This is a genomic window from Streptomyces sp. NRRL F-4489 (genome assembly GCF_001509485.1).
In the GTDB taxonomy this organism is placed as follows: Bacteria; Actinomycetota; Actinomycetes; order Streptomycetales; family Streptomycetaceae; genus Streptomyces.
On the sequence record NZ_LLZI01000247.1, the window covers coordinates 1 to 22,517 of the forward strand.

The window sequence follows — 22,517 nt, forward strand, 5'->3', positions numbered from 1 at the left end:
CACCGAGCGGACCGGCAGCGACAAGGGCGTCGGCCTGGGCCTGTCCATCGTCCGCTCCGTCGTCCGCGCCCACGACGGCACCATCACCGCCGTCCCCCGCGAAGGCGGCGGCCTGGACATGCGCGTCGTCCTGCCGCTCTGACACCGGCCGCAGGGGCCCTGTGCGGCCGTTGGAGGGCCCGTCCGCCGGAGGCCGGAATTCCGGCTCGCCGGCGGGTGCGGCGCCCCTCCCGCGGCCGTACGCCGGATTCCGTCCCGGCCGCGCCCGGGAGGCGTCCGGCATTCGGTTTGACGGGAAGGGGGCTCTCCGGGGATCCTTCGCCGGAGTTCGCTTTGCGCGGAATTCGACGGGTCCGCCCGCCGTCCCGACCGTGTGTGATCTCTCACAGAGAACCCTTTCCGGCCATCTACGCTCCGTGATCGGAATACCCGGTGGAAAGCCGGGAAAATCCGGGTTTCACGGGGCTCTGATCACGGGAAGTACACGTGATGGGCTGCGCGAAGTGCGACTTCCGGACCGTGTACGGTCCTGATCGCCATCCAAACCGATCACCTCTTCAGGGGTGCGGTTGGGTGTCGATTGAGTAACAGACCTTGATGTGAGGCAAAATCTCCGCCTCAGGTCGGGCACAAGTCCGGCCTCTCACGCGTTACGAGCGCTGAGACACCGCAGACACCCAGAGGGGGAGAGCGAAATGGCTACGGATTACGACACTCCACGCAAGACCGATGACGACCTCAACGAGGACAGCATCGAGGAACTGAAGTCGCGGCGGAACGACAAGTCCGCCTCGGCCGTCGACGTCGACGAGTTCGAGCAGGCCGAGGGCCTGGAACTCCCCGGCGCCGACCTGTCCAACGAAGAACTCGCCGTCCGCGTGCTGCCCAAGCAGCAGGACGAGTTCACCTGCATGAGCTGCTTCCTGGTGCACCACCGCAGCCAGCTGGCCGCCGAGGACAAGAACGGCAACCCGATCTGCCGCGACTGCGCGGCCTGACCGGACGCCGTGCCAGGCGTGAACCCGTTCCGAAAGGGCCGCAAGGGCGGCAGCGGTCCGGCGGCCGGCGCACGACCACGCGAGGAATCCGCGCCCGTGCCCGCCGACCCCACCGCCCTCCCCGAGGAACGGACGACCGGTGGCCTGCGGGCGCGGGCCCGCCCGGCCTCGCTCGCGGACGCGGCCGCCCGCGGTGCCAGGAAGGGCCGCGACGGCATGCGGTCCGCGCTCGGCGCGATCACCGACCGGATCATCGCCACCGCCCCCAGGATCCCGGTCCGCGACCTCGCCACCCTGCGCGCGCAGTTCCCCGGCCTGACCCCCGAGGAACTGGCCGACAAGCTCGTGGCGGGCGCCTGCGCGGGCACCGCCACCGTCGGCGCGGGCGTGGGCGCGGCCGCCATGCTGCCGGTGCCCCCGGCCATGCCCGCCGAGCTGGCCGCCGAGGTCGCCGGCGTCGCCTCCCTGGAGATCAAGCTGATCGCCGAGCTCCACGAGGTCTACGGCCTGCGGCCCCCCGGCAACGCCACCCGGCGCGCCACCGCCTACCTCACCTCCTGGGCGCAGGAGCGCGGTATCGACCTCGCCGCCCCCGCCTCACTCGGCGTCGCCCTCGGCGGCCCGGTGCGCCGGGAACTGCGCCAGCAGGTCATGAAGCGCACCCTGCGTACGCTGCCCAACCTCGCGCCGTTCCTGGTCGGCGCCGCGGTCGGCGCGTTCCTCAACCGCCGCGACACCCGCAAGCTCGCCGAGAAGATCCGCGCGGACCTCCGCCGCCGCCAGATCCCCTGGGACGCCCTGCCGTAGCGCCCCCTTGCGGGGCCTCAGCCGCGGGCCGCCGCCAGCGCCGCCACCAGCCGCTCCGGCTCCCGCGTCGAGAGATACGCGTACGGCGTCGGGTCCTCGGGATCGGTGATCTCCACCCGCACCGCCGTCGGCACATAGCTCCGCAGCAGCATGAACGCCCGCGCGTCGGCCTTGTGCGTCCGCCAGGCCAGCGCCTCCGCCGCGTCCAGCGCCCGGGCCTCGCCCAGCGCCGACACCGGGATCCGCGCGTCCCCGGCGACCAGCGCGCCGCCCACCACCCGGATCCGCGCCGACCCGTACGCGCTCACCGCCACCGCGGACAGCGCCGCGCCGCCGATCAGCCCGCCGAGCATGGGCAGCGTCCCCAGGGGCAGCAGCATCAGGGCGCAGGCGATACCGACCAGCGCGGCGATCACCCACCAGGAACGGGGCGCGGTGAGACGTTCTTCGTACGACTGCATGGCTCCAGCTTGGCACGGCGGCGCCCGGCCCCTACGCGCGCGGGTAGGGTCTGCACTCGTGAGTGGAACTGACCAACCCAGGACGCGGCTGACACCCCCCGAGGACGCCACCGCCCCGGTCCGGCACCCGGACGCGCCGGCCCCCGGCGAACTCCTCGGCGCGCACTACGACGGGTGCTTCGGCTGCGGCACCGGCCAGCCGCACGGACTGCACCTGGAGGCCCGGGCCGGCGACGGCGTCAGCGTGACCGCCGAATTCACCGTCCAGGAGGCCCACCAGGGCGCCCCCGGGCTGGCCCACGGCGGCGTGCTGGCCACCGCGCTGGACGAGACGCTCGGCTCGCTGAACTGGCTGCTGCGGACGATCGCCGTGACCGGGCGGCTGGAGACCGACTTCCTCGCGCCCGTACCGCTGGGCACCGTCCTGCACCTGCGCGCCCGCGTCACCGCCGTGCACGGCCGCAAGATCTACTCGGCCGCGGAAGGCCGGATAGGCGGCCCGGACGGCCCGGTCGCGGTGCGCGCCCAGGCCGTCTTCATCGAGGTCAAGGTCGACCACTTCATCGACAACGGAAGGACCGAGGAGATCCGGGCGGCGATGGCCGACCCGGACCAGGTCAAGCGCGTACGTGCCTTCGAGGTGAACCCGTGAGTCAGCTACGGAATCCGGTCGACGTGCTGCTGCGCCGCCTGGACCCGGACGTTCCCGTTCCGGCCGCCGCGCATCCCGGCGACGCCGGCGTCGACCTGGTGACCACCGAGGCCGCCGACCTCGCCCCCGGGGAGCGCGCCGTCCTGGCCACCGGTATCGCCATCGCGCTGCCCGACGGCTACGCCGCGTTCGTCCACCCCCGCTCCGGGCTGGCGGCCCGGTGCGGAGTGGCGCTGGTGAATGCCCCCGGGACGGTCGATGCCGGGTACCGTGGAGAGATCAAGGTGATCGTGGTCAATCTGGACCCGCGGCAGAGCGTGCGGTTCGAGAAGTACGACCGGATTGCCCAATTGGTCGTCCAGCAGGTCGAGAAGGTGCGCTTCCACGAGGTGGCGGAACTTCCCGGCTCGGCGCGGGCCGAGGGGGGATTCGGATCCACCGGCGGTCATGCGGCGGTGGGCGGCTCCACGGGCGGGAATGAATACGCATCGGTCGGTGGCGACCGGGAAGGACAGTGACGTGTTCGGACGTCGCAAGAAGAACGAGGCTCCCCTGGAGCCGGCCGAGGACACCGCGGTCCCCGACGAGACGGCGGACGGCGAGGACGACGCGACGCAAGCGCGGCTCAATCTTCCGCCCGCGCCGCGCCCGGACGGTCCCTGGGACGCCTCCGAGGTGAAGGAGCCCGGCCAGGGCCGGGTCGACCTCGGCGGCCTGTTCGTGCCCGGTGTCGAGGGCATGGAGCTGCGCGTCGAGGTCGCCGGCGACGCCATCGTCGCCGCCACGGTCGTCCTCCAGGACAGCGCGGTGCAGCTCCAGGCGTTCGCCGCCCCCAGGAACGAGGGCATCTGGGGCGAGGTCCGCGAGGAGATCGGCGCCGGCATCACCCAGCAGGGCGGCGTCGTCGACGAGGTCGAGGGCCCCCTGGGCTGGGAGCTGCGCGCGCAGGTCCCCGTCCAGCTGCCCGACGGCACCAACGGCGTGCAGGTCGTGCGGTTCGTCGGCGTGGACGGCCCCCGGTGGTTCCTGCGCGGGGTGATCTCCGGGCAGGGCGCGGTGCAGCCGCAGGCGGCCGGCGTCCTGGAGCACATCTTCCGGGACACCGTCGTCGTCCGCGGTGAAGGCCCGATGGCGCCGCGCGACCCGATCGTCCTCAAGCTCCCCGACGACGCCCAGATGGTGCCGGACGGGGTCCAGCAGGAAGAGGCCGGCGGGTCCCGCTTCGGCGGCGGGGTGGACCGCCTGGAACGCGGACCGGAGATCACCGAGATCCGCTGACCCGGCGCGCCACCGCACGCCGCGGCGCTACCCGCCGCGACGGCTCGATCGTGACGGTCGAAGGGGCCGTACTCCCATGAAGGGGGTACGGCCCCTCGGCGTTTGCGCAGGTCAGGCCGGAAGGCGTAAGAAAACCGTCAACAGAGCGCTAATGGCCGTAAGGGAGGCGTCAACAGCGGTCAAGCGGCGGACGAACGACGGTTTGCTCTAGGGGTCCTTGCATCCGTACGCCCATAGGAGCACCGATGGCCGACGCGGCCTTCGTCGTCGCCACCCTCGCGGTCTTCGCGCTGGTGGCTCTCGTCGCCAAGGGGGTGACGAAGCTGTGACCACCGAGAACATCGTCGGCCTCGTCGTGGCCGTCGCCCTCCTCGGCTACCTCGTCCTCGCCCTCGTCTTCCCGGAGAGGTTCTGAGGTGCCGACAGCTGCTGCCGCGGCGGCCGGCCCCGTCGGCCCCGTTCTCGCGGGCGTACTCCAGCTCACCGCGCTCATCGCGGCGCTCGCCCTGGCGTACCGACCCCTCGGCGACTACCTGGCCGCCGTCTACAGCTCCCCGCGCCATCTGCGCGCGGAGAAGCTCATCTACCGCTGCATAGGCGCCGACGCCGATACGCGGATGCGCTGGCCCGCCTACCTCCGCGGCGTCCTCGCCTTCTCGCTCGCGGGCGTGCTCCTGCTCTACGCGCTCCAGCGCCTCCAGGGGCATCTGCCGCTCTCGCTCGGGTTCGCCTCGATCAGCCCCGACCAGGCGTTCAACACCGCCGCGTCGTTCGTCGCCAACACCAACTGGCAGTCCTACAGCGGCGAACAGGCCATGGGGCACCTCGTCCAGACCGCCGGTCTGGCCGTGCAGAACTTCGTCTCCGCCGCCACCGGCATGGCCGTCGCCATCGCCCTCGTCCGCGGCTTCGCCGGCGCCCGCACCGGCGAACTCGGCAACTTCTGGGCCGACCTCGTCCGCGGCACCCTCCGCGTCCTGGTCCCCCTCGCCGTCATCGGCGCGCTGGTCCTCGTCGCCTGCGGCGCCGTCCAGAACTTCGCCGGTATCCATGAACTCGGCCAGTTCACCGGCGGGTTGCGGCAGACCAACGGCGGCGCCGTCGCCTCCCAGGAAGTCATCAAGGAACTCGGCACCAACGGCGGCGGCTACTTCAACGCCAACTCCGCCCACCCCTTCGAAAACCCCACCCCCTTCACCAACCTCTTCGAAATCTTCCTGATCCTCGTCATCCCCTTCTCGCTCACCCGCACCTTCGGCAAGCTCGTCGGAAACGTGAAACAGGGCTACGCCGTCCTCGCCACCATGGGCGTCATCTGGCTCGGCTTCACCGCCCTGATGATGTGGACCGAATTCGCCCACGGCGGACCCGCGCTGCAAGCCGCCGGCGCCGCCATGGAAGGCAAGGAAACCCGCTTCGGCGTCGGCGCCTCGGCGATCTTCTCGGTCGCGACCACCCTCACCTCCACCGGAGCCGTCGACTCGTTCCACTCCTCCTTCACCGCATTCGGCGGCGGTCTTCAGCTCCTGGGCATGATGCTCGGCGAAATCGCGCCCGGCGGAGTCGGCTCCGGCCTCTACGGCATGCTCGTCATGGCCGTCATCGCGGTCTTCATCGCCGGCCTCATGGTCGGCCGCACCCCCGAATACCTCGGGAAGAAGATCGGCACCCGCGAAATCAAACTCGCCGCCTGCTACATCCTCATCACCCCCACCCTCGTCCTCGGCTTCACCGCCGCCTCGATGGTCCTCCCGGACGCCCTCGGCTCGATGCTCAACACCAAGGCCCTCGGCGCCGGACCGCACGGCTTCTCCGAAGTCCTCTACGCCTACACCTCCGGCGCCAACAACAACGGTTCCGCTTTCGCCGGCCTCAACGCCAACACCCCGTGGTTCAACACCACCATCGGCCTCGCCATGCTCCTCGGCCGCTTCCTGCCCATGGTGTTCGTGCTCGCCCTCGCCGGCTCCCTCGCCGAACAGCACCCCGTCCCGGAAACCGCCGGCACGCTCCGCACCGAGAAGCCGCTGTTCGCCGGGCTCCTGGTCGGCACCATCCTGATCATCACCGGTCTGACGTACTTCCCCGCGCTCGCCCTCGGGCCGCTCGCGGAGGGACTGTCATGACCGCCCCCGTCAAACCGGAGGAGCCCGGCTCCATGTCCACCGCGACCCCGACCCGCACCACCGAACAGGACGCCACCGGCGCGGGGCAGCCCGCCGGCGGCCGCGTCGGCGGCGGGTTCTTCGACCCCCGGCAACTGCTCACCTCGCTGCCGGACGCGCTGCGCAAACTCGACCCGCGGGTGATGATCACTTCCCCCGTCATGTTCGTGGTCGAGGTCGGGTCCGTGCTCACGACGGTGTTCGCCTGCGCCGCGCCCACCGACTGGTTCGGCTGGGCCATCGCCGGCTGGCTCTGGCTCACCGTCATCTTCGCCAACCTCGCCGAGGCCGTCGCCGAAGGCCGCGGCAAGGCGCAGGCCGACACCCTCCGCAAGGCCAAGACCGACACCGTCGCCCGCCGCCTGACCGGCCCCGGCGAGGAACACGTCCCCGGCACCGCGCTCCGCGTCGGCGACCTCGTCGTCTGCGAGGCCGGCGACATCATCCCCGGCGACGGCGATGTCGTCGAAGGCGTCGCCTCCGTGGACGAGTCCGCCATCACCGGCGAATCCGCGCCCGTCATCCGCGAATCGGGCGGCGACCGCTGCGCCGTCACCGGCGGCACCAAGGTCCTCTCCGACCGCATCGTCATCAAGATCACCGCGAAGCCCGGCGAGACCTTCATCGACCGCATGATCAACCTGGTCGAAGGCGCCGCCCGCCAGAAGACGCCCAACGAGATCGCGCTGAACATCCTCCTCGCGTCCCTCACCATCGTCTTCCTGCTCGCCGTCGTCACCCTCCAGCCGTTCGCCGTCTACGCCGGCGCCGAGCAGCCGATGATCGTGCTGCTCGCCCTGCTGGTCTGCCTCATCCCGACCACCATCGGCGCCCTCCTGTCGGCCATCGGTATCGCCGGCATGGACCGCCTGGTGCAGCGCAATGTCCTCGCCATGTCCGGACGCGCCGTCGAAGCGGCAGGCGATGTATCGACATTGCTGCTCGACAAGACCGGCACCATCACCTACGGCAACCGCCGCGCCGCCGCGTTCGTCCCCGTCCCCGGTGCCACCGAGGAGGAACTCGCCGACGCCGCCCAGCTCTCCTCACTCGCCGACGAGACCCCCGAAGGCCGCTCCGTCGTCGAACTCGCGCGTGACACCTACCGGTTGCGCGAGGGTGAGTTCACGGGCGAGACGTTGACGGGCGCCGAGTGGATCCCGTTCACCGCGCAGACCCGGATGTCCGGTGTCGACATCGACGGCCGCAAGATCCGCAAGGGCGCCACCGGCTCCGTCCTCGCCTGGGTCCGCGAACGCGGCGGCCAGGTCACCGACGACGCCCGCGCACTCGCCGACACCATCTCCCAGGCCGGCGGCACCCCCCTCCTCGTCGCCCTGGAGGACGAGAGCGGCCCGCGCGTCCTCGGCGTCATCCACCTCAAGGACGTCGTCAAGGACGGGATGCGCGAACGCTTCGAGGAACTCCGCCGGATGGGCATCAAAACCGTCATGATCACGGGCGACAACCCGCTGACGGCCAAGGCCATCGCCGAGGAGGCCGGCGTCGACGACTTCCTCGCCGAGGCCACCCCCGAGGACAAGATGGCCCTCATCAAACGCGAACAGGCCGGCGGCAAACTCGTCGCCATGACCGGCGACGGCACCAACGACGCCCCGGCGCTGGCCCAGGCGGACGTCGGCGTGGCGATGAACACCGGTACGTCGGCCGCCAAGGAAGCCGGCAACATGGTCGACCTCGACTCGAACCCGACCAAGCTCATCGAGATCGTCGAGATCGGCAAGCAACTCCTCATCACCCGGGGCGCCCTGACGACCTTCTCCATCGCCAACGACGTCGCCAAGTACTTCGCGATCATCCCCGCGATGTTCGCCGTCGCCTATCCGGGCCTGGACACCCTCAACATCATGCGGCTGCACAGCTCGCAGACCGCCATCCTGTCCGCGATCATCTTCAACGCGCTGATCATCGTCGCCCTCGTACCGCTCGCCCTGAAGGGCGTCCGCTACCGGCCGGTCAGCGCCGACAAGATGCTCCGCCGCAACCTCGCCGTCTACGGACTCGGCGGCCTGATCGCCCCGTTCATCGGCATCAAACTCATCGACCTGCTCATCTCCCTCATCCCCGGAATCGGATGACCGCCATGAACAACTCCGTACGCAACACCGCCCGGTTGCTGACCGCGGGCCTGCGCGCCCTGCTCGTCCTGACCGCGGTCTGCGGGGTCGTCTACCCCCTGGTGGTCACCGGGGTGGCCCAGGCCGCCTTCCCCGGCAAGGCCAACGGCTCCGAGGTCACCTCCCACGGCAGGACCGTCGGCTCCGCCCTCCTCGGCCAGCGCTACGACAAGGGCACCGACAAGAAGGGCAACCCGATCCCCGACCTGCGCTACTTCCAGCCCCGCCCGTCCGCCGGACTCGGCAGCAACCGCGCGAGCGGCGTCAATACGCGGTACGACCTCCAGGTCTCCGGCGCCTCCAACCAGGGCGCCACCAACACCGACCTCGTCAACGCCGTCAAGGAACGCAAGCACTGGGTCGCCACCACCTACGGTGTCCCGGAGTCCCAGGTCCCCGCCGACGCCGTCACCTCCTCCGGCTCCGGCCTCGACCCCGACATCTCACCCGCCTACGCCCTCCTCCAGGCCGACCGCGTAGCCAAGGAGAACCACCTCCCCGCCGGCACGGTCCGCCGCCTCGTGGAGGACCACATCCAGGGCCGCCAGCTCGGCTTCCTCGGCGAGCCCCGGGTGAACGTCCTCGAACTCAACGTGGCGCTCCGCGACCTGGCCGGAAACCGCCGCTGATCCCCGATCGGCCAAGACACCAGGGGACGGCCCCGGGACCTGCTTCCCGGGGCCGTCCCCTTGCCCGTTGGGGCCGCCGGGAGGGGGCAGGAAGAGAGGGCCGCACCCCCCGATCAGCCCCACCTCCGCCCCCGTATCAGAGTCGCGTCAAGACCGGCTGGGAAGCCGCTACCTGGGCGTTTTTTCCGGTCCGGGGTCGGTAGGGTCGCATCAGGTCCAGCCCGGTGGGGGCGGCCTTCACGTAAGACAATGGGGCCATGGCACGCGGCAAGCTTCGGATATACCTCGGCGCGGCACCGGGCGTCGGCAAGACGTACGCGATGCTGTCGGAGGCGCACCGGCGCGCGGAGCGCGGCACGGACGTCGTGGTGGCGTTCGTCGAGCACCACGGCCGGCCCCGTACGGAAGTGATGCTGCACGGGCTGGAGCAGGTGCGGCGGCGGGAGCTCGCCTACCGCGGTTCGGCGTTCACCGAGATGGACATCGACGCGGTGCTGGCGCGGAAGCCCGCGGTGGCGCTGGTGGACGAGTTGGCGCACACCAATGTGCCGGGCTCCCGGAACGCCAAGCGCTGGCAGGACGTGGAGGAGCTGCTGGAGGCCGGGATCACGGTGATCTCGACGGTGAACATCCAGCATCTGGAGTCGCTCGGCGATGTCGTCGAGTCGATAACGGGCGTGCGGCAGCAGGAGACGGTGCCGGACGAGATGGTCCGGCGGGCCGACCAGATCGAGCTTGTCGACATGTCGCCGCAGGCGATCCGGCGGCGGATGGCGCACGGGAACATCTACCAGCCGGACAAGGTCGACGCCGCGCTGTCGAACTACTTCCGGCCGGGCAATCTCACCGCGCTGCGGGAGCTGGCGCTGCTGTGGGTGGCGGACCGGGTGGACGAGTACCTCCAGGAGTACCGCGCGGAGCATTCGATCCGTTCGACCTGGCAGGCCCGGGAGCGGATCGTGGTCGGGCTGACCGGCGGCCCGGAGGGGCGGACGCTGATCCGGCGGGCGGCGCGGATGGCGGCGAAGGGGTCGGGCAGCGAGGTGCTGGCCGTCTACATCGCGCGCAGCGACGGGCTGACGTCGGCGTCGCCGAAGGAGCTGGCGGTGCAGCGGAAGCTCGTCGAGGACCTAGGCGGGACGTTTCACCATGTGATCGGCGACGACATACCGAGCGCGCTGCTGGAGTTCGCGCGGGGGGTGAACGCCACCCAGATCGTGCTGGGCTCCAGCCGCCGCAAGACCTGGCAGTACGTCTTCGGCCCCGGGGTGGGGGCGACGGTGGCCCGGGATTCCGGGCCGGATCTCGATGTCCACATCGTCACGCACGACGAGGTGGCGAAGGGGCGGGGGCTGCCGGTGGCGCGGGGGGCGCGGCTGGGCCGGGCGCGGATCGTCGCGGGCTGGCTGGTCGGGGTGGGCGGTCCGGTGCTGCTGTCGCTGCTGCTGGCGCGGCTCTCGAACGGTCCGGGGCTGGCCAACGACGTGCTGCTGTTCCTGTTCCTGACGGTGGTGGCGGCGCTGCTCGGCGGGCAGCTGCCGGCGCTGGCGTCGGCGGCGGTCGGTTCGCTGCTGCTGAATTTCTACTTCACCCCGCCGACGCACACGCTGACGATCAGCGACCCGCAGAACATCGTGGCGATCGCGATCTTCTTCGCGGTGGCGGTGTCGGTGGCGTCGGTGGTGGACCTGGCGGCGCGGCGGACGCACCAGGCGGCGCGGCTGCGGGCCGAGTCGGAGATCCTTTCCTTCCTGGCGGGCAGCGTCCTGCGGGGGGAGACGACGCTGGACGCGCTGCTGGAGCGGGTCCGGGAGACGTTCGGGATGGACACCGTGGCGCTGCTGGAGCGCGGCAGCGAGGTGGAGCCGTGGACGTGCGCGGGCCGGGCCGGCGGCGGTGCCGGGACGCCGCCGCTGGCGCGCCCGGAGGACGCCGACGTGGACATGCCGGTGGGCGACCACATGGCGCTGGCGCTGACCGGCCGGGTGCTTCCGGCGGAGGACCGCCGGGTGCTGGCGGCGTTCGCCGCGCAGGCCGCGGTGGTGCTGGACCGGCAGCGGCTGGTGGGGGAGGCCGAGCGGGCCCGGGAGCTGGCGGAGGGCAACCGCATCCGCACGGCGCTGCTGGCCGCGGTCAGCCACGACCTGCGGACGCCGCTGGCGAGCATCAAGGCGTCGGTGACCTCGCTGCGCTCCGACGACGTGGCGTGGTCGGAGGAGGACGAGGCGGAACTGCTGGCGGGCATCGAGGCGGGCGCGGACCGGCTCGACCACCTGGTGGGCAATCTGCTGGACATGTCGCGGCTGCAGACCGGGACGGTGACGCCGCTGATCCGGGAGATCGACCTGGACGAGGTGGTGCCGATGGCGCTGGGCGGCGTCCCGGAGGGCAGCGTGACGCTGGACATCCCGGAGGAGCTGCCGATGGTCGCGGTGGATCCGGGGCTGCTGGAGCGGTCGGTGGCCAATCTGGTGGAGAACGCCGTGAAGTACAGCCCGGAGGGCGAGCCGGTCCTGGTGGCGGCGAGCGCGCTGGGCGACCGGGTCGAACTGCGGATCGCGGACCGGGGGCCGGGGGTGCCGGACAGCGCCAAGGACCGGATCTTCGAGCCGTTCCAGCGGTACGGGGACGTTCCCCGGGGCGCCGGGGTGGGGCTGGGGCTGGCCGTGGCGCGCGGGTTCGCGGAGGCGATCGGCGGGACGCTGGCGGCCGAGGACACCCCGGGCGGCGGGATGACGATGGTGCTGACGCTGCCGGCCGCGCCGGGGGTGGCGCCGGTGCGGCCGGACCTCCCGGCGCAGGCGACGACATGAGCCCGGGCACGCGGGCCGGTCCGGGGCCGGTCCCCGGGGACGGCGGTCCCTCGCCGGGCGCCCCGGGAGCGGGCCCCGAAGGCGGCCGGGCGGTCCCGGCCGTACGCATGACTTGGCCGGCGGGTGTGTCCGCCGGCGACCGACACCGCGAGGAGAAGGCCAGTGAACCGGGTGCTTGTGGTCGATGACGAGCCGCAGATCGTGCGCGCTCTTGTGATCAACCTGAAGGCACGGAAGTACGAGGTGGACGCCGCCCCGGACGGGGCGACCGCCCTGAAGCTCGCCGCGGCCCGGCACCCCGATGTGGTGGTCCTGGACCTGGGGCTGCCCGATATGGACGGGGTGGAGGTCATCAAGGGCCTGCGCGGCTGGTCCCGGGTGCCGATCCTGGTGCTGTCCGCCCGGCAGACCTCGGACGAGAAGGTCGAGGCGCTGGACGCGGGCGCGGACGACTACGTCACCAAGCCGTTCGGGATGGACGAGCTGCTGGCGCGGCTGCGGGCGGCGGTGCGGCGGGCCGAACCGACCGGCCCCGCCGACGACGAGGTGATCGTGGAGACCGCGGGCTTCACGGTGGACCTGGCGGCGAAGAAGGTCAACCGCGGCGGCCGGGACATCCGGCTGACGCCCACCGAGTGGCACCTCCTGGAGGTGCTGGTGCGCAACCAGGGCCGGCTGGTCAGCCAGAAGCAGCTGCTCCAGGAGGTGTGGGGGCCGTCGTACGGGACGGAGACCAACTACCTGCGGGTCTACATGGCGCAGCTGCGGCGGAAGCTGGAGAGCGATCCGTCGCATCCGCGGCATTTCATCACCGAGCCGGGCATGGGGTACCGCTTCGAGGGCTGACGTACGGCCCCGGGCGGGGTGGTGCGGGGCGCGGGGTGGTGTCAGCGGGCACCGGTACGCTGGGGTTATGAGTGCTGGGACCCGACCCGAGAAGCCGGCCGGCCGCTTCCGCCGGATGCTCGACAGGCTGTCCTCCTCCGAGGAGGAGCTGCAGTCCGCCGAGCTCCAGGAGGACGCGCAGGCGACGGGGTGCACGCGGATATGCGACTGCGACGACCGCCAGATAGTGAAGGTCTCCGGCACCCTGCGGCATGTCACGCTGCGGCCGCGCGCCGGTGTGCCCGCGCTGGAGGCGGAGCTGTTCGACGGCTCCGCCGCGCTCGACGTGGTGTGGCTGGGTCGCCGTTCCATCGTCGGGATCGAGCCGGGCCGTAAGCTCATCGCCTCGGGCCGGGTCTCGCTGAGTCACGGGCGCCGGGTGCTGTTCAACCCCAAGTATGAACTGCGACCGCTCGGACAGGAGTAGCCGGTGACGTCGTTCGACCGACCGACCACTGATCCCGGGGCTTCGGCCGGCCCGCCCTCCTCGGCCGGGCTGGCCGACTCCCCGCAGGGCCCGGACGCGGAGCCCGGTGCCGGGGGCAGGGAGGTGACCGAGGCGGCGCTGTTCGAGGCGTTCGGCGGCGTGCGCGGGATGGTGGAGACCGTTCTGCCGGGCCTGCTGTTCGTCGCGATCTTCACGGTCAACAAGGATCTGCACGTCTCGGCGATCGCGGCGCTGGCGGTATCGCTGGTGCTGTGCGCGGTGCGGCTGGTGCGCAAGGACACCGTCAAGCACGCCTTCAGCGGGGTGTTCGGGGTGGCCTTCGGCGTCGTCTTCGCGATGATGACCGGCAACGCCAAGGACTTCTACCTCCCCGGCATGCTCTACACCCTGGGCCTGGCGGTGGCGTACATCGTCACGACGCTGGCGGGGGTGCCGCTGATCGGGCTGATCCTCGGCCCGGTCTTCAAGGAGAACCTCTCCTGGCGGACGCGCAATCCCGGCCGCAAGAAGGCGTACGCGAAGGCCAGCTGGGCGTGGGGGCTGATCCTGCTCGGCAAGTGCCTGGTGCTGTTCCCGCTGTACTGGTGGGCGGACACCACGCAGCTGGGCTGGGTGCTGGTGGCGCTGAAGATTCCGCCGTTCCTGCTGGCGGTGTATCTGACGTGGCTGTTCCTGGTGAAGGCGCCGGCGCCGATCGATGTGTTCGCGGAGATGGAGGAGCGCGAGAAGGCGGAGGAGGCCGAGCGGCAGCGGGGGCTGCCGGCGGGCGCTGAGGCCGCGGTCGCGGACGCGGCGGTCGCCGAGCGGCCGCGCGGGGGTCCGCGGCACCGCCGCTGAGTCACAAAGGCCGAGAAGAACGGAAAGGGCCCGGGAACCGATGCGGTTCCCGGGCCCTCGCGCGTACGCCGTGCTGCCGTACGCCACGTCGTTATCCGGCGCGGGCGCGGCGGGTCAGCCGGCCGTGGTGCCGGTGTCGTCGCGGCGGACCGACAGCAGGTCCTCCAGCTGCTCCTCGCGGGACTGCGCGGCGACGAACAGCAGCTCGTCGCCCGCCTCCAGGGCGTCGTCCTTGTTCGGGGTCAGCACGCGGGTGCCGCGGATGATCGTCACCAGCGAGGTGTCCTCGGGCCAGTCGACGTCGCCGACCCGGGTGCCGGCCAGCGCGGCCTCCGGGGGGAGGGTGAGCTCGACGAGGTTGGCGTCGCCGTGGCTGAAGCGCAGCAGCCGGACGAGGTCGCCGACGCTGACCGCCTCCTCGACGAGGGCGGACATCAGCCGCGGGGTGGAGACCGCGACGTCGACGCCCCAGGCTTCGTTGAACAGCCACTCGTTCTTGGGGTTGTTGACCCGGGCGACGACCCGCGGCACCCCGTACTCGGTCTTGGCGAGCAGCGAGACGACGAGGTTGACCTTGTCGTCGCCGGTCGCCGCGATTACGACGTTGCAGCGCTGGAGGGCGGCCTCGTCGAGCGAGGTGATCTCGCAGGCGTCCGCCAGCAGCCATTCGGCGAGCGGGACCCGCTCGACGGAGATGGCGGTGGGGGCCTTGTCGATCAGCAGGATCTCGTGGCCGTTCTCCAGCAGTTCACCGGCGATGGAGCGGCCGACCGCTCCGGCGCCCGCAATGGCGACCCTCATGCGCCTGCCTCCTCGGGACCGTGGGCGAACGCCGCCTCGACCTTTTCCACCTCATCGGTGCGCATCATCACGTGCACCAGGTCGCCTTCCTGGAGGACCGTCTGGGAGGTGGGCAGCATCGCTTCCCCCAGGCGGGTGAGGAACGCGACGCGGACGCCGGTCTCCTCCTGCAGTTTGCTGATCTTGTGGCCGACCCAGGAGCTGGCGGTGTGCACCTCGGCGAGCTGGACGCCGCCGCTGGGGTCGCGCCACAGGGGCTCGGCGCCGGACGGCAGCAGCCGGCGCAGCATCTGGTCGGCGGTCCAGCGGACGGTGGCGACGGTGGGGATGCCCAGGCGCTGGTAGACCTCGGCGCGGCGGGGGTCGTAGATCCGGGCCGCGACGTTCTCCACGCCGAACATCTCGCGGGCCACCCGGGCGGCGATGATGTTGGAGTTGTCACCGCTGGAGACCGCGGCGAACGCGCCCGCCTCCTCGATGCCGGCCTCGCGGAGGGTGTCCTGGTCGAAGCCGACGCCGGTGACGCGGCGGCCGCCGAAGGCCGAGCCGAGGCGGCGGAACGCGGTCGGGTCCTGGTCGATCACCGCGATGGTGTGGCCCTGGCCCTCCAGGGTCTGTGCGAGCGCGGAGCCCACGCGGCCGCACCCCATGATGACGATGTGCATGCTGATTACCCCGTGCCCTGTACTAGCGCGCTGATCTGACCGAACACCCTGCTCACTACCTTCTTCTCCGACGGCCGGACACGGAGCCACTGCGTCAACGGCGGCGGCCGGGTGCGTCGGACGGGAGCACCGGCCGCACTGTGGTCCGGTACAACCGTAGCCGCAATGGCGCGCCCGGTAGGGGGCGCGGGGGGACCCGGGACGCCGCGGGGCGCCGGGGGAGGGGGCGTCCGGCTGCGCGGTGGCGCGCCGGTAGGGCACGCTACGCGGTGTGCCCCAACTGCCACATCAGCCCCAACAGGCCCCTTCGACCCCGCACATGGTGGTGTGCGGGGATGATGCGCTGGCCCACCGGCTCGCCGCCGAACTGCGCGACGTCTACCGCGAACGGGTGACGCTGATCGTCCCCTCCGCGCGGGAGCCGCACCGGCCCCGCGTCCCGGCGCCGTCCCGCGGGCTGGGCCGGGCCACCGCGCTGCTCGGCCGGGTGTCGGCGGCGGTGGCGCGGTCGGCGCCGCCCGTCCCGCCTGGTGTGTCCGGTACGTCCGGTACGCCTGCCGGCCCGGCGGCGCGCGACGAGGAGGCGCCGCCGGAGCCGGTCCGCATTCTGGAGGCGGCGCAGGCCGACGACGCGGCGCTGACCGCGGCCGGGATCGCGGAGGCCGGCGCGCTGGCGCTCGTCCACGATGACGACGAGCTCAACATCCACGCCGCGCTGCGCGCCCGCCGCCTCAATCCGCGGCTGCGGCTGGTGATCCGGCTCTACAACCGCAAACTGGGCCAGCACCTGGAGGAACTGCTCGACCAGGCCGCGGCGGTCGGCGCGGGCCGCGGCGCGGACGGCTCGGCGGGACCGGCGGCGGACGCCTCCACCACCGTGCTCTCCGACGCGGACACCGTCGCCCCGGCCCTGGTCGCCACCGCGGTCGCCGGTACGAGCAAGGTCATCGAGGCGGACGGGCTGATGCTGCGCGCCGTGGAGCGCGCGCCGGGGCAGTCGGGGCCGGCCGGGGCGCGGCGGCTGTGCACCCTGGCGCTGCTGTCACCGGCGGGCGGCGAACCGGGGGGCGGCGAGCCGGGGGGCGGTGGGTCGGCGGGTGCCGTGCCGGCGGGCCGCGGCCCGGCCGGGGACGGCGGTGGCCCCGCGCCCGGCGGTCCGGACGCCGCGCCCGGCGACGAGGGCCCGGTGCTGCTGCCGGACGACACCGCCGCCGCGGCGGCCTCCGGCTGCGGCCGGATCGTGCTGGAGACCGTCGCCTACACCGGCCGGACGGAGCGGCCCGGGCGGCTGCGCGGCCGGGGCGCGCCGCTGGCGTCGCTGTTCTCCCGGCGGCTGCGCTGGTCGCTGGCCGGTTTCGTCGGGGCGGTGCTGGCGCTGGCGGTCGCCGCGTCCCTGACGTCCGGGGTGCCGCCGGTGCACGCCGCGTACCTCACGCTGCTGGACCTGTTCTCGATCAACGAGCCGGCGCTGTCCGAGCCGCTGCCGCGCAAGGTGCTCCAGTTGTTGTCCGGGCTGGTGGGGCTGCTGCTGCTCCCGGTGCTGGTGGCGGCGGCGTTCGAGGGGCTCGGGACGTTCCGCAGCGCGTCGGCGCTCCGCCGGCCACCGCGCGGGCTGTCCGGGCACGTGGTGCTGCTGGGCCTGGGGAAGATCGGCACCCGGGTGCTGGCGCGGCTGCACGAGATGCGGATCCCGGTGGTGTGCATCGAGGCGGACCCGGAGGCGCGCGGGGTGGCGCTGGCCCGCCGGCTGCGGGTGCCGACGGTGGTCGGCGACGTCACCCAGGAAGGGGTGCTGGAGGCGGCGCTGGCCGACCGGGCGCGCACGCTGCTGGCGCTGACCAGCGAGGACACCACCAATCTGGAGGCCGCGCTGTACGCCCGGTCGGTCAATCCGCGGCTGCGGGTGACGCTGCGGCTCTTCGACGACGGCTTCGCCACCGCCGTCTACCGGACGCTGCGGGCCGCCCACCCCGGTGCCCGGACCCGCAGCCGCAGTGTGTCGTTCCTGGCGGCGCCGGCCTTCGCGGGGGCGATGATGGGCCGGGAGATCCTGGGGGCGATCCCGGTGGAGCGGCGGGTGCTGCTGGTCGCCCGGGTCGAGGTGCGCGGCCACGCGGCGCTGGAGGGGCGGACGGTCGGCGAGGTGCTGCGGCCGGGCCGGCTGCGGGTCCTGGCGGTCAAGGCGGGCGTACCGGACGCAACGGACGCGGGCGGGGGCGCGGTCGCGGGCGCAGGGCCGGACGGGCCGGACGGGCCGCAGCCGGGCCCTCGTCCGTCGCCGGTCCCCGGGCCGTCGCGGGATCTCGATCCGTCGCCGGCCCGGTTGACGCACCAGCTGCCGGACGGCTACGTACTGCGGCCGCGCGACGTGGTGCTGCTCGCCGCGACCCGGGAGGGACTGGGTGAACTGCTGACGAGGCGCCCCCGCCCGGCCGGGCGCACGGAGTGAGAAGGCGCGCGCCCAGGGCACGCCCCGCGCCCCAAGGCGCGCCCCGTGCCCCCGCGCACCCCGCGCGCCCTGCCCACCCCTCCTCCCGCGACACGCCCGCCCGCCGTGAGATCCGCCACGGCGTGCGGCCCGGTGCGGTTCCCCGGAACGACGTCCTCCCTGTGTGCGTCCCGTGCAGATCCTGTGGAGGTAGCGCGTAGTCCGCGCGGAGCCGGGCGGCTATGTGCATGGTGGCGCATTCGTGTCTCCACACCCATCCGGGTGGCGGGTGGGCGAGCACCTTGACGAAGGCTTAGCATCCTCGGGTGTCCAAACTGACCGACGTGCCCAAACGGATCTTGATCGGGCGCGCACTGCGCAGCGACAGGCTCGGGGAGACCCTCCTCCCCAAGCGCATCGCACTCCCCGTCTTCGCCTCCGACCCGCTCTCCTCCGTGGCCTACGCGCCCGGCGAGGTGCTGCTGGTCCTCTCCATCGCGGGAGTCTCTGCGTACAACTTCAGCCCCTGGATCGCGGTCGCGGTCGTGGTGCTGATGTTCACCGTCGTCGCGTCGTACCGGCAGAACGTGCACGCCTACCCGAGCGGCGGCGGCGACTACGAGGTCGCCAACACCAACCTCGGTCCCAAGGCGGGCCTGACCGTCGCCAGCGCCCTGCTCGTCGACTACGTCCTGACCGTCGCGGTCTCGATCTCCTCCGGCGTGGAGAACCTCGGCTCGGCCGTCCCCTTCGTCGTCGAGCACAAGACCTTCAGCGCCATCGCGATCATCGTGCTGCTGACCCTGATGAACCTCCGCGGCGTCAAGGAGTCCGGCAAGCTCTTCGCGATCCCCACCTACGTCTTCGTCGCCGGCGTCTTCATCATGATCGTCTGGGGCGCGATCCGCGGCCTGGTCCTCGGCGACACCATGCACGCCCCCACCGCCGGCTACACCATCCACGCCCAGCAGGGCGGCCTGGCCGGCTTCGCCCTGATCTTCCTGCTGCTGCGCGCCTTCTCCTCCGGATGCGCCGCGCTCACCGGCGTCGAGGCGATCTCCAACGGCGTCCCGGCCTTCCGCAAGCCCAAGTCGAAGAACGCCGCGACGACCCTGGCCCTCATGGGCGGCCTGGCCGTCACCATGTTCTGCGGCATCATCGCGCTGGCCATGACCACCCACGTCCGGATGGCCGAGAACCCCGCCACCGACCTGCTGGACCACGGCCGGCCGCTGGGCTCCGGATACACCCAGAACCCGGTCATCTCGCAGGTCGCCGAGGCGGTCTTCGGCAAGGGCAGCTTCCTGTTCGTGGTGCTGGCCGCGGCCACCGCGCTGGTCCTCTTCCTCGCCGCCAACACCGCCTACAACGGCTTCCCGCTGCTCGGCTCGATCCTCGCCCAGGACCGCTACCTCCCGCGCCAGCTGCACACCCGCGGCGACCGCCTGGCGTTCTCCAACGGCATCGTGCTGCTGGCCGGCGCCGCCACCGTCCTGGTCTACCTCTACGGCGCGGACTCCACCCGCCTGATCCAGCTCTACATCGTCGGCGTCTTCGTCTCGTTCACGCTCAGCCAGACCGGCATGGTCCGCCACTGGAACCGCCACCTGCGCGCCGAGAAGGACCCCGCCAAGCGCCGCCGGATGCACCGCTCGCGCGCCATCAACGCCTTCGGCGCCTTCTTCACCGGCCTCGTCCTCGTCGTCGTCCTGCTGACGAAGTTCACCCACGGCGCCTGGGTCGCGCTGCTGGGCATGGTCATCTTCTTCGTCACCATGACCGCGATCCGCCGCCACTACGACCGGGTCGCCGACGAGATCGCCGCCCCCGACACCCCGGACGACGAGGTGGTCCGCCCCTCCCGGGTGCACGCCATCGTCCTGGTCTCCAAGGTGCACAAGCCCACCCTGCGCGCCCTGAACTACGCCCGGCTGATGCGCTCCGACGTCCTCGAAGCGGTCAGCGTCGACGTCGACCAGGCCGACACCAAGGCCCTGCGCGCCGAATGGGAGCGCCGCGGCATCGAGGTCCCGCTGAAGGTCCTCGCCTCGCCGTACCGCGAGATCACCCGGCCGATCATCGACTACGTCAAGTCGCTGCGCCGGGAGAGCCCGCGCGACGCGGTCTCCGTCTACATCCCCGAGTACGTCGTCGGCCACTGGTACGAGCACCTGCTCCACAACCAGTCCGCGCTCCGCCTGAAGGGCCGGCTCCTGTTCACCCCGGGCGTCATGGTCACCTCCGTGCCCTGGCAGCTGGACTCCTCCGAGGCCGCCAAGAAGCGCGCCCGCAAGCGCGCCGAGTGGAACGCCCCCGGCTCGGTCCGCCGCGGCCCGGTCATCGCGCCGCGGAAGGAAGCGGCGGCCCCCAAGAAGTGACCGCGGCGGCCGGACGCGCTCCGGCGACGCCGTAGAATGGACGGCTGGCCTCCACCCCGGAGGCCGGCCGTCACCGTTTCGCCGCACCCCACCTCAGGAGCTCCCCGCCATGCAGCCGGACACGCCGCCGGAATCCAGGAAGTCGCTGGCCGGCGAGGAGTACGAGGTCGAGATCGGCCCGGTCGCGCACGGCGGCCACTGCATCGCCCGCACCGACGAGGGCCAGGTCCTCTTCGTCCGGCACGCGCTGCCCGGCGAACGGGTCCGCGCCCGCGTCACCGACGGCGAGGAGGGCGCCCGCTTCCTGCGCGCCGACGCCGTCGAGATCCTCACCCCCTCCAAGGACCGCGTCGAGGCGCCCTGCCCGTTCTCCGGCCCCGGCCGCTGCGGCGGCTGCGACTGGCAGCACGCCGCGCCCGGCGCCCAGCGCCGCCTCAAGGCCGCCGTGATCACCGAGCAGCTGGCCCGGCTCGCCGGCCTGACCCCCGACGAGGCCGGCTGGGACGGCACCGTCGAGCCGGCCCCCGGCGACAAGGTCGCCAAGGGCGAGGTCCCGGCCTGGCGCACCCGCGTCCAGTACGCCGTCGACGCCGAGGGCCGCCCCGGCCTGCGCAAGCACCGCTCGCACGACATCGAGCCGGTCACCCACTGCATGATCGCCGCGCCCGGCGTCTCCGAGCTGGGCATCGAGAAGCGCAGCTGGCCGCAGATCGCCACCGTCGAGGCGATCGCCGCCACCGGCTCGCACGACCGCCAGGTCCTCCTCACCCCCCGCCCCGGCGGCCGCCTCCCGCTGGTCGAACTGGACAAGCCGGTCTCCGTCCTCCGCGTCGAGGAGACCCCCGGCCGCCCCGGCGCCGGCGGCGTGCACCGCGTCCACGGCCGCCCCTTCGTCCGCGAACGCGCCGCCGGCCGCACCTGGCGGGTCGGCAACGGCGGCTTCTGGCAGGTCCACCCCAAGGCCGCCGACCTCCTCGTCGAGGCCGTCATGCAGGGCCTGATGCCCAAGAAGGGCGACACCGCCCTCGACCTCTACTGCGGCGTTGGCCTCTTCGCCGGAGCCCTCGCCGAACGCGTCGGCGACAAGGGCGCCGTCCTCGGCATCGAATCCTCCAAGCGCGCCGTCGAGGACGCCCGCCACAACCTCGCCGACCTCGACCGCGTCCGCGTCGAACACGGCAAGGTCGAGCAGATCCTCCCCCGCACCGGCATCACCGAGGCCGACCTCGTCGTCCTCGACCCGCCCCGCGCCGGCGCCGGCAAGAAGACCGTCCACCACCTCGCCACCCTCACCCCCCGCCGCATCGCCTACGTGGCCTGCGACCCCGCCGCCCTCGCCCGCGACCTCGCCTACTTCCACGACGCCGGCTACACCCCGCGCCGCATGCGCGCGTTCGACTTGTTCCCGATGACGCATCACGTGGAGTGCGTGGTCATTTTGGAGCGGGCGGCTAAGGGGGCCTGACCTGCGGATTTGCCCGTGCGAGTCATGTCTGGTGTTGGTGTTACGAGCAATATCTTGACGCTGAAATGACGCTCTCAGAGGCGTCTTGACGAATCATGTGACGCTCGTTCTGATGGGGTGTCACCTAGGACTTGACCGGTCGGTCATGTGCGCGGGCAGATGACCAGGGCTGCTGCTGTGACGGTGCCGAGGGAGACGTACCCGCGCTTGTCGTAGCGGGTGGCGACTGGCCGGGACTGCTTCAGATGGTTGATCGCCCGTTCGACGGTGCTGCGTTTCTTGTAGCGGTCTTCGTCGAAACCGGGTGGTCGTCCGCCGTGTGAGCCGTTGCGCAGACGGGCGGCCTGCCCGGACCGGTCCGTGGGACGCGGATCTTGTCCAGGACCGGCTTGGACTGCATGGCGTTTCATCCTAGAGTTCCACCTCTTCGGCCCCCTTTGACGCGGGCACCGCCGACGGTTCGGTCCGGGCCCCGGCAGCGTGCTGAGCGCGCACGATGCTGGGATCGACCGCGATGCCCCAGTCGACCTCACCTGCCGTGTCGGCCTCGGCCTGTACCTGCTGGAGCAGTCGCTCCCACGTCCCGTCCGCGGACCACAGCCGGTGGCGTTCAACCACGGTTTTGGAGACGCCGGACACGCCGCCAGTTTCGCCTCCGGCGTGCTCCCT

Annotated in this window: 22 protein-coding genes; 17 read left to right on the forward strand and 5 right to left on the reverse strand. The window is 72.2% G+C overall.

Features of this window, described 5'->3' with window-relative positions; genetic code table 11:
• The 3 genes from ADL22_RS34175 to ADL22_RS24450 all read left to right on the forward strand — a co-directional run.
• The coding region (locus tag ADL22_RS34175; protein WP_234430843.1) for an ATP-binding protein at positions 1-142 on the forward strand (142 nt) is incomplete at its 5' end.
• A gap of 553 nt (positions 143-695) precedes the next feature.
• Positions 696-998 carry a DUF4193 domain-containing protein gene (locus ADL22_RS24445; protein ID WP_016575747.1) on the forward strand — a complete coding sequence of 101 codons (303 nt, stop codon included), beginning with the start codon at positions 696-698 and terminating at the stop codon, positions 996-998.
• 9 nt (positions 999-1,007) lie between these two features.
• Positions 1,008-1,805 carry a hypothetical protein gene (locus ADL22_RS24450; RefSeq protein WP_420711596.1) on the forward strand — a complete coding sequence of 266 codons (798 nt, stop codon included), beginning with the start codon at positions 1,008-1,010 and terminating at the stop codon, positions 1,803-1,805.
• Positions 1,806-1,822: 17 nt separating this feature from the next.
• On the opposite strand, the gene ADL22_RS24455 is transcribed toward ADL22_RS24450, so the two are convergent.
• Positions 1,823-2,266, reverse strand: coding sequence for a DUF3093 domain-containing protein (locus ADL22_RS24455; protein WP_066983779.1), 444 nt, complete (start codon positions 2,264-2,266; stop codon positions 1,823-1,825).
• A 58-nt stretch (positions 2,267-2,324) separates the two neighbouring features.
• Here ADL22_RS24455 and ADL22_RS24460 point away from each other — a divergent pair, with 58 nt between their 5' ends.
• The 11 genes from ADL22_RS24460 to ADL22_RS24510 all read left to right on the forward strand — a co-directional run bounded on the left by ADL22_RS24460 (position 2,325) and on the right by ADL22_RS24510 (position 14,111).
• The gene (locus tag ADL22_RS24460; protein WP_066983782.1) at positions 2,325-2,918 is read left to right on the forward strand and encodes a PaaI family thioesterase; all 594 of its coding nucleotides are present in this window, start codon (positions 2,325-2,327) and stop codon (positions 2,916-2,918) included.
• Positions 2,915-3,436: a dUTP diphosphatase gene (gene dut, locus ADL22_RS24465; RefSeq protein ID WP_066983786.1), complete on the forward strand. Its 522-nt coding sequence runs from the start codon at positions 2,915-2,917 to the stop codon at positions 3,434-3,436. Before ADL22_RS24460 ends, dut begins: the two co-directional genes overlap by 4 nt.
• Before the next feature lies 1 nt (position 3,437).
• Complete coding sequence (locus ADL22_RS24470) at positions 3,438-4,196, forward strand: DUF3710 domain-containing protein (RefSeq protein ID WP_066983789.1); 759 nt, start codon at positions 3,438-3,440, stop codon at positions 4,194-4,196.
• Between the two features lie 325 nt (positions 4,197-4,521).
• Positions 4,522-4,611: a K(+)-transporting ATPase subunit F gene (gene kdpF / locus ADL22_RS24475; protein WP_066983792.1), complete on the forward strand. Its 90-nt coding sequence runs from the start codon at positions 4,522-4,524 to the stop codon at positions 4,609-4,611.
• Position 4,612: 1 nt separating this feature from the next.
• Positions 4,613-6,322, forward strand: coding sequence for a potassium-transporting ATPase subunit KdpA (gene kdpA, locus ADL22_RS24480; protein WP_066983796.1), 1,710 nt, complete (start codon positions 4,613-4,615; stop codon positions 6,320-6,322).
• A 32-nt stretch (positions 6,323-6,354) separates the two neighbouring features.
• Positions 6,355-8,460, forward strand: a complete 2,106-nt coding sequence (gene kdpB, locus ADL22_RS24485; protein ID WP_066983883.1) for a potassium-transporting ATPase subunit KdpB — start codon at positions 6,355-6,357, stop codon at positions 8,458-8,460.
• Positions 8,457-9,128, forward strand: coding sequence for a potassium-transporting ATPase subunit KdpC (gene kdpC, locus ADL22_RS24490; RefSeq protein WP_066983799.1), 672 nt, complete (start codon positions 8,457-8,459; stop codon positions 9,126-9,128). Before kdpB ends, kdpC begins: the two co-directional genes overlap by 4 nt.
• A gap of 257 nt (positions 9,129-9,385) precedes the next feature.
• On the forward strand, positions 9,386-11,941 hold the full coding sequence (locus tag ADL22_RS24495) for a sensor histidine kinase (protein ID WP_066983802.1): 2,556 nt from the start codon (positions 9,386-9,388) through the stop codon (positions 11,939-11,941).
• A 162-nt stretch (positions 11,942-12,103) separates the two neighbouring features.
• Positions 12,104-12,787 (forward strand): response regulator, encoded by a 684-nt coding sequence (locus ADL22_RS24500; protein ID WP_066983805.1) that lies wholly within the window; start codon positions 12,104-12,106, stop codon positions 12,785-12,787.
• Positions 12,788-12,854: 67 nt separating this feature from the next.
• A complete protein-coding gene (locus tag ADL22_RS24505) occupies positions 12,855-13,253 on the forward strand; it encodes an OB-fold nucleic acid binding domain-containing protein (protein WP_199836367.1) in 399 nt (132 codons plus the stop codon).
• 3 nt (positions 13,254-13,256) lie between these two features.
• Positions 13,257-14,111: a DUF3159 domain-containing protein gene (locus ADL22_RS24510; protein ID WP_066983810.1), complete on the forward strand. Its 855-nt coding sequence runs from the start codon at positions 13,257-13,259 to the stop codon at positions 14,109-14,111.
• A 114-nt stretch (positions 14,112-14,225) separates the two neighbouring features.
• On the opposite strand, the gene ADL22_RS24515 is transcribed toward ADL22_RS24510, so the two are convergent.
• The gene (locus tag ADL22_RS24515) at positions 14,226-14,912 is read right to left on the reverse strand and encodes a potassium channel family protein (RefSeq protein WP_066983813.1); all 687 of its coding nucleotides are present in this window, start codon (positions 14,910-14,912) and stop codon (positions 14,226-14,228) included.
• Positions 14,909-15,577 carry a potassium channel family protein gene (locus ADL22_RS24520; protein WP_066983815.1) on the reverse strand — a complete coding sequence of 223 codons (669 nt, stop codon included), beginning with the start codon at positions 15,575-15,577 and terminating at the stop codon, positions 14,909-14,911. The genes ADL22_RS24515 and ADL22_RS24520 overlap by 4 nt, the downstream gene beginning before the upstream one ends.
• A gap of 319 nt (positions 15,578-15,896) precedes the next feature.
• Between ADL22_RS24520 and ADL22_RS24525 the strand changes: the two genes are divergently transcribed.
• From ADL22_RS24525 to ADL22_RS24535, 3 genes are all read left to right on the forward strand, one after another.
• Complete coding sequence (locus tag ADL22_RS24525; protein ID WP_066983818.1) at positions 15,897-18,026, forward strand: NAD-binding protein; 2,130 nt, start codon at positions 15,897-15,899, stop codon at positions 18,024-18,026.
• A gap of 305 nt (positions 18,027-18,331) precedes the next feature.
• Complete coding sequence (locus ADL22_RS24530) at positions 18,332-20,383, forward strand: APC family permease (protein WP_066983821.1); 2,052 nt, start codon at positions 18,332-18,334, stop codon at positions 20,381-20,383.
• Between the two features lie 109 nt (positions 20,384-20,492).
• Positions 20,493-21,848 (forward strand): class I SAM-dependent RNA methyltransferase, encoded by a 1,356-nt coding sequence (locus ADL22_RS24535; RefSeq protein ID WP_066983823.1) that lies wholly within the window; start codon positions 20,493-20,495, stop codon positions 21,846-21,848.
• Between the two features lie 143 nt (positions 21,849-21,991).
• Here the strand turns inward: ADL22_RS24535 and ADL22_RS37030 are convergent, their stop codons facing one another.
• Positions 21,992-22,258 carry a transposase gene (locus ADL22_RS37030; protein WP_107116384.1) on the reverse strand — a complete coding sequence of 89 codons (267 nt, stop codon included), beginning with the start codon at positions 22,256-22,258 and terminating at the stop codon, positions 21,992-21,994.
• A gap of 1 nt (position 22,259) precedes the next feature.
• On the reverse strand, positions 22,260-22,487 hold the full coding sequence (locus tag ADL22_RS24540; RefSeq protein WP_066983826.1) for a hypothetical protein: 228 nt from the start codon (positions 22,485-22,487) through the stop codon (positions 22,260-22,262).
• Positions 22,488-22,517: the final 30 nt, after the last annotated feature.